Genomic DNA, 6,380 nt, shown 5'->3' with positions numbered 1-6,380 from the left:
CCTTCTCCGGCCCGCTGACCAGGCTGGCCGCCGAGACCCGTGAACGCGACTACCGGCTCCTCACCTCCGACGCGGAGGCCGCCCGGCGGGTGGCCACCGGAACTTCCGGAATCCGGGTCGTCGACGGCAGCGGCGTACGGCACGGCTCCGAGCGGTTGGTGGTGTCCGCGCCGGTGCCCGCCATGGACGAGCTGGTGAAAGAGCTGGTGCACGCGGGCATCGCGGTGCGCGAGCTCGCACCGGTGGTGTCGCCACTCGAGGCCGCGTTCGTCGCCCTGACCGAGCAGCAGGAGTCCAACTGATGACCGCGACTCTCGTCGAGACCGCCGGCAAGCCTGGCACCCCGGTTGCCCGCCCCGTCTCGGTGGCGCGCGCCTACCGCTTCGAGCTCACCAAGCTCGTCTCGCAGTGGCGGGTGCGGTTGCTGATCGCCGCCTGCTGGCTCGCGCCGGCGCTCTTCGTGGCCGTGATCAGTCAGCAGGCCTCGCTACCGGTCGACACCCTCTTCGGCCGCTGGATGCACGCCACCGGGTGGGCGGGACCGCTGGTGATTCTCGGATTCTCGGGCTCGTGGGCGCTCCCGCTGCTGACCTCGCTGATCGCCGGCGATGTGTTCGCTTCAGAGGATCGGCTCGGCACCTGGCGCCACCTGCTGGTGGCGGTCCGGTCGCCACGGCGGATCTTCGCGTCGAAGGCGCTGGCCAGCGTCACGGTGATCGTGGTGCTCGTGATCGGGCTGCTCTGTTCGAGCACGATCAGCGGGCTCGCGGTCGTCGGCAACCGATCCCTGAACGGACTGGACGGCCACCTGCTGTCACCGGGCGAGGCCGCCGGAAGGGTCCTGCTCGCCTGGACCTGCGCACTCGCGCCGACGCTTGCTCTCGCCGCGATCGGCCTGCTCGGGTCCGTCGCGTTGGGCCGGTCGCCGATGGGACTTCTGCTGCCGGCTGTGGTCGCCCTGGCGATGCAGATCGTGCAGCAGCTACCGGTCCCCGTGGCCATCCGCTACGCACTGCCCGGCTATGCCTTCATCAGCTGGAACGGCCTGTTCACCAGCCCGGCCCAACTCGGACCACTGCTGATCGGCATCGCGGTCAGTCTGGTGTGGGTCGTCGTCGCGACCGCTCTGGCCTACTTCCTCTTCCTACGGCGCGACTTCACCAACCCGACCCACGACGGGTCCGGCCGCCTGGCGATCACCGCCGGCCTGTTGCCTCTCGTCGTACTGTTCGGCCTCACCGCCGGGGTGCTGACCCCGGCGACCGGGGCCGGCTCCGGGATCGATCAGGACAAGGTACAGCGGTCGGTCGCCACGTCCTTCGCGCATCTCTATCGCCTGCAGACCAAGCAGCTCAATCGGCCCGACGTCACCGAGGAGCAATTGCAGTCCTCGGCCGCGTGTACCAAGGGCGGCGACCAGGTCGCCGCCGTCGGTCCCGGCAACGACTGGCGTTGCGTCGTGAGCTGGCACCTCCCTGGTGTCGAAGCGGCCGGTTCGGCCATCTACCAACTCGACATCAACCCACTCGGTCGGTACGTCGCCGACGGGGACGGACCGAAAGAAGTGAACGGCTTCTTCCTGGTCCGCACCCCGGCAGGCGACGAACCGAATCCGCTCTGGCAGTTCGACGGCAACATCGAACTGCTTCCGTCCACCTCGAAGGGATAGCCCCATGCAGGTAACACGCCGCCGCAGGCGTGACGAGAAGGGCCTCACCAGCCTTCTTCGCCGCCGGATACCACTGGTCACGGCGGGGACAACCGCCGTTGCCGTGGCACTAGCCGGCACTGCAGTCGCATCGACGCACCAGTTCGGGTCCGAGCACGTCGGTCAGGTCACCGACAAGGGCCAGGTCATCTCGAGCGATCAGTACATCGCCCCACTGGGCGACCGCCTGCTGCTCCAGAAGGGCAAGATCATGTCCTCCGCGGTCAGCCCGGATGGCAGCCACATGGCCGCCTCTGTGACCGATGGCGGGATGGCCCTCGCGATCATCGATCTGAAGAACTGGAAGGTTCAGCAGTACGTCGGCAACAACGCCGCTGCCGACCTGAAGATCCCGGGCAACGACATCGGCCAGGAAGGTCCGACGTACTCGCCCGACGGCTCGCAGGTGTGGCTGGGCCAGTCCGACGGCTACCGCAGGTTCACGGTGAACCCGGACGGCTCGCTCGCCAGCCCGACGTTCGTCACGATCCCGGCCGACGGCACGAAGCACGCGCTCGTCGGTGAGGCCGTGTTCTCGCCGGACAGCTCCACCGTGTACTCCGCGGTGAACGGCCAGAACAAGGTTGTCGCGATCGACACCGCGACCGGCACCATCAAGCAGACCTGGGCCGTCGGCAACGCGCCGCGGGACATGGTCATGGTCGGCGGCAAGCTCTACGTCAGCAACGAGGGCGGCCGTCCGGCCAAGCCCGGCGAGCCGACGATCGAGTCGTACGGCACTCAGGTGCCGGCCTCGCAGATCACGGCTGCCACCACCACCGGTACGGTCAGCGTGATCGACCTGTCGAAGCCGACCGCCGCGCCCGCGAGCATCGCCGTCGGCCTCCACCCGACCGCGGTGTACGCCAAGAACGGCACCGTCTTCGTCACCAACACCGCCACCAACAACGTGTCGGTGATCGACACGCGGCGCGGCAAGGTCGTCCAGACCATCGCCACCCAGCCGTGGCCGGAGGCCTCGGTGGGCTACGAGCCCGACGGCGTGACGCTCACCGACGACGGTCATCTGCTGGTGACACTCGGCCGGGCCAACGCGGTCGCCGTCTACAAGTACAAGAACCCGCTGGAACCGGTCAGCTACATCGGTCTGCTCCCGACGGACTACTTCCCGGCGGAGATCGCGACGGTCGGCAAGGACATCGTGGTGTCCAACACCCGTGGTGTCGACGCCCTCCGTACGACGACCGCGGCCGGTCACGGCACGCACGACACGACGTCGAGCCTGACCAAGTTCAGGCTGCCGGACGACCATGCCATCCGGGCCGACACCGCCAAGGTCTTCCAGCAGAACGGCTGGACCAAGGACTCGGCCCAGGTTGCCACCGGCAAGGGCAACAAGAAGCCGGTGCCGGTTCCGGCGAAGCTCGGGGACCCGTCGACGATCAAGCACGTGTTCCTGATCGTCAAGGAGAACCGGACCTACGACCAGCTGTTCGGTGACATCCCGGAGGGCAACGGCGACCCGGCGCTGGCGCAGTACGGCGAGAACGTGACGCCGAACCAGCACGCGATGACCAAGCAGTTCGGGTTGTACGACAACACCTACGACGTCGGCACGAACTCCGCCGAGGGTCACAACTGGCTGATGCAGGCCGACAACCCGGAGTACACCGAATCGTCGGCCGGCGAGTACACCCGCAGTTACGACACCGAGAACGACGCGCTCGGCCACCAGAAGAGCGGCTTCATCTGGACCGGTGCGCAGGCGGTCGGCAAGTCCGTCAAGGACTACGGCGAGTTCCAGTCGATGGAGAGCAAGCCGGCCGGCGCAACCTGGCAGAACCTGTACTGCGACACCAAGAACATGGTGGCGACCGGGCAGGACACCGCCTATCCCATCAAGACGGGCTCGGCGATCCCGTCGCTCAACGCGGTCTCGGTGCCCGGCTTCCCGCTCTTCGACACCAGCGTCCCGGACATCTACAAGGCCGAGATCTGGAAGCGTGACTTCGAGAAGAGCGGGCCGGCCAACCTGAACATGTTCTGGCTGTCCAACGACCACACCGGTGGCCCGCCGAACGGAGCCGCGCAGAACGCGGACAACGATCTGGCCACCGGCAAGATCGTCGACGAGATCTCGCACAGCAAGTACTGGAAGGACTCGGCGATCTTCATCGTCGAAGACGACTCCCAGGCCGGTCTGGACCACGTCGACGGCCACCGGGCCCCGATCCAGATCATCAGCCCCTGGGCCCAGCACGGCGTCGTCGACAGCCACTACTACACGCAGATCACGATGATCCGGACGATCGAGCAGATCCTCGGGATGAAGCCGATGAACCAGAAGGACAGCGCGGCGACCCCGATGGCCGCCGCGTTCACGCAGAAGCCCAACTACGCCCCGTTCAACGCGGTGCCCAACCGGACCTCGCTGACAGCGGGTATCAGCACCCTGCCGCCGTGTGGCGCGGATGTTCCCGCGGCACAGAACCCGAACGCGGCGCCGGCACCGAAGGCCGTCGTACCGGCGGACCAGCAGGCGGTCGCGGCGCAGTGGGAGACGTGGAAGTCGCAGCAGCGGACCACCGGCCCCAATGCCCGGGCCGACTTCGCCAACCCCGCGCAGATGAACCACTTCGACTGGTACCAGGCGCACGACTGGGCCACGCCGTACCCGGGCGAGGACAAGATCTTCGCCCCGGCGGACGTACCGGGTTCCTACATCCCGGCGGCAGAAACCGACGGCTGACCCCAAGCCAACCACCGCGGGGGACAAGTTCCCCCGCGGTGGCACGGCGGGTGCGAAGATCGGGGTATGACGGAAGAGGGGCACTACACGCCAGGTGAGGCCGCGGAGGTTACCGGGCTCAGCTTGGACACTTTGCGGTACTACGAGCGCGAGGAGCTGATCGGCCCGATCCAGCGGTTACCGGGTGGCCGGCGGGTCTTCCGCGAGGGTGACATCGCCTGGATCGGCGTGGTGACCTGCCTGCGGGACGCGGGGCTGGGTATCGCCGACCTGCAACGGTTCACCGCGCTCCTCCGCTCGGAGGGCGACCCGGCGTCCCGCGTCGAGTTCCTGCGCGAGCGCCGGGCGGCCCTGGTCGAGCACGTTGCCAGGATGGGTGCAGCACTGAACGTCCTGGACGACAAGATCGCGTATTACGCCGCCCGCGAATCGAACACCGCGGAGACCATCAAGTCCTGAGCGCTACCAGGCACGCTCGAGTTCAGAGTGCCGGTCGGCCCCGAGTTCCAGGCGGGCTCCCACGAGCGCCGCCATGAGCTGCTCCGGCCGGCTCGCTCCGATGATCGGCCGGACTGGGGGCGTGCCGCCGACGAGCCAGGCCACCACCACGCTGCTCCGGCTGACACCGAGGTCCGCGGCGACCTTGGCCAGCACTTCCAGCCGTCGGCTCGTACCGGGATGGTCGAATGCTTCATGGATCGGCCGGTCGTCGCGCTCGTAGGCGCCCGACATCAACGGACTGTAGGCCCAGAGATCCCATTGCGGTTGGGTGTTCACATAGTCGAGGACCTCGTCGGTGACCCACCCGAACCGATGGTCATGGACCTGGCCGCGGACGAACGGTCGCGGCTGGAGGTACGAGTACCGCAGCTGCAACGCGCTCGGCTCGCCGAGGCCGAGCTCCGCCGCAAGACCGCACGCCCGCTCGACCCGCCACAACGCCCAGTTCGACAGGCCGACCCGGCCGATCGTGCCGTCCGCCTGGTGCCGCCCGAACGCGGCAACCGTCTCCTCCAGCGGCGTGTCCCGATCGTCGCGGTGCGCCCAGTACAGGTCGATGTGGTCGACGCCCAGCCGCCGAAGCGAGATCTCGAGTGCCGCGTCGATGGCGGTACGGCCAAGGCCCTCGGTCAACGCCGGATAGCCGCCCGGAACAGTGGGCTCCCACCCGACCTTGGTGGCGATGCGCACCTTGTCCCGTACGCCGGGCCGCTGCGCCAGCCATCGGCCAAGCAGGTTCTCGCTCTGGCCACCGTGACCACTCGGGGATTGCCAGAAGGCGTAACAGTTAGCTGTGTCGATCCACACGCCGCCCTCCGCGACGTACTGGTCGAGGAGAGCGAAGGACGTCTTCTCATCGATCCGGCTGCCGAATTCCATCGCGCCAAGTGCCAGTTTGAGTTCGTTCATGACCGGCACCATTCCTGCTGGAGCGCACTCCAGGTCAAATGCGAACCGCGCCGACACCGAGCTACTGCTCAGCGGGGTACGTCGCCGCGCAAGTGGTACTCATCGTCAAACCTCCTGAACAGTCAGCACCCGGGACATTGGGGCGTCATGCAAGGACCCGGTACCCGCAGTTTCCAGCTGCAGTCCCGCTGGCAGATTGAGGTTGGGTACCGAGCGGCCATGAACGACACGACCTCCGTGGAGGGGTACGAACTCGACCGATAGAACGGAGCTCGCAGACATGCGGAGCATCATCATCACCGGTGCCGGAAGCGGTATCGGCGCCACCACCGCCCTTCATCTGGAGCGCCTTGGCTGGCAGGTCTTTGCCGGCGTGCACGATCCCGCCGACGGTGAGGTGCTCGCACGCCAGGGGTCGGAGCGACTGCAGGTCATCCAGCTCGACGTCACCGACGAGCAGTCGGTCGACGCCTTCTTCGCCGAGGTCGAGAAGCAACTGGACCAAGGCGGCTTGTCAGCCCTCGTCAATAACGCGGGGGAGGGTATCGCGGG

The 6,380-nt window shown here is 67.5% G+C and carries 5 protein-coding genes and 1 pseudogene; 5 read left to right on the top strand and 1 reads right to left on the bottom strand.

Annotated elements, in window-relative coordinates; genetic code table 11:
* From VFG33_RS20950 to VFG33_RS20935, 4 genes and pseudogenes are all read left to right on the top strand, one after another.
* A pseudogene (locus VFG33_RS20950) lies at positions 1–302 on the top strand (ABC transporter ATP-binding protein); the annotation flags it as partial.
* Entirely contained in the window at positions 302–1,669 is a 1,368-nt protein-coding gene (locus tag VFG33_RS20945) for an ABC-2 transporter permease family protein (protein ID WP_325054603.1), read from the top strand. The pseudogene VFG33_RS20950 and the gene VFG33_RS20945, both read left to right, overlap by 1 nt.
* A 4-nt stretch (positions 1,670–1,673) precedes the next feature.
* Complete coding sequence (locus tag VFG33_RS20940; protein WP_325054602.1) at positions 1,674–4,418, top strand: bifunctional YncE family protein/alkaline phosphatase family protein; 2,745 nt, start codon at positions 1,674–1,676, stop codon at positions 4,416–4,418.
* Positions 4,419–4,484: 66 nt separating this feature from the next.
* A complete protein-coding gene (locus VFG33_RS20935) occupies positions 4,485–4,877 on the top strand; it encodes a MerR family transcriptional regulator (RefSeq protein ID WP_325054601.1) in 393 nt (130 codons plus the stop codon).
* Between the two features lie 3 nt (positions 4,878–4,880).
* Here VFG33_RS20935 and VFG33_RS20930 read toward each other — a convergent pair whose 3' ends face one another.
* Entirely contained in the window at positions 4,881–5,828 is a 948-nt protein-coding gene (locus VFG33_RS20930; RefSeq protein WP_325054600.1) for an aldo/keto reductase, read from the bottom strand.
* A gap of 280 nt (positions 5,829–6,108) precedes the next feature.
* Between VFG33_RS20930 and VFG33_RS20925 the strand changes: the two genes are divergently transcribed.
* A partial coding sequence (locus VFG33_RS20925) for an SDR family NAD(P)-dependent oxidoreductase (RefSeq protein ID WP_325054599.1) occupies positions 6,109–6,380 on the top strand: 272 nt, incomplete at its 3' end.

This window comes from Kribbella sp. (assembly GCF_035687465.1).
GTDB lineage: Bacteria > Actinomycetota > Actinomycetes > Propionibacteriales > Kribbellaceae > Kribbella.
This window is presented reverse-complemented; position numbering and strand designations above follow the sequence as displayed.

Coding starts and splice junctions, on each gene's coding strand:
- VFG33_RS20945 (WP_325054603.1), top strand. CDS start 302: ATGACCGCGACTCTCGTCGAGACCGCCGGCAAGCCTGGCACCCCGGTT.
- VFG33_RS20940 (WP_325054602.1), top strand. CDS start 1,674: ATGCAGGTAACACGCCGCCGCAGGCGTGACGAGAAGGGCCTCACCAGC.
- VFG33_RS20930 (WP_325054600.1), bottom strand. CDS start 5,828: ATGAACGAACTCAAACTGGCACTTGGCGCGATGGAATTCGGCAGCCGG.
- VFG33_RS20935 (WP_325054601.1), top strand. CDS start 4,485: ATGACGGAAGAGGGGCACTACACGCCAGGTGAGGCCGCGGAGGTTACC.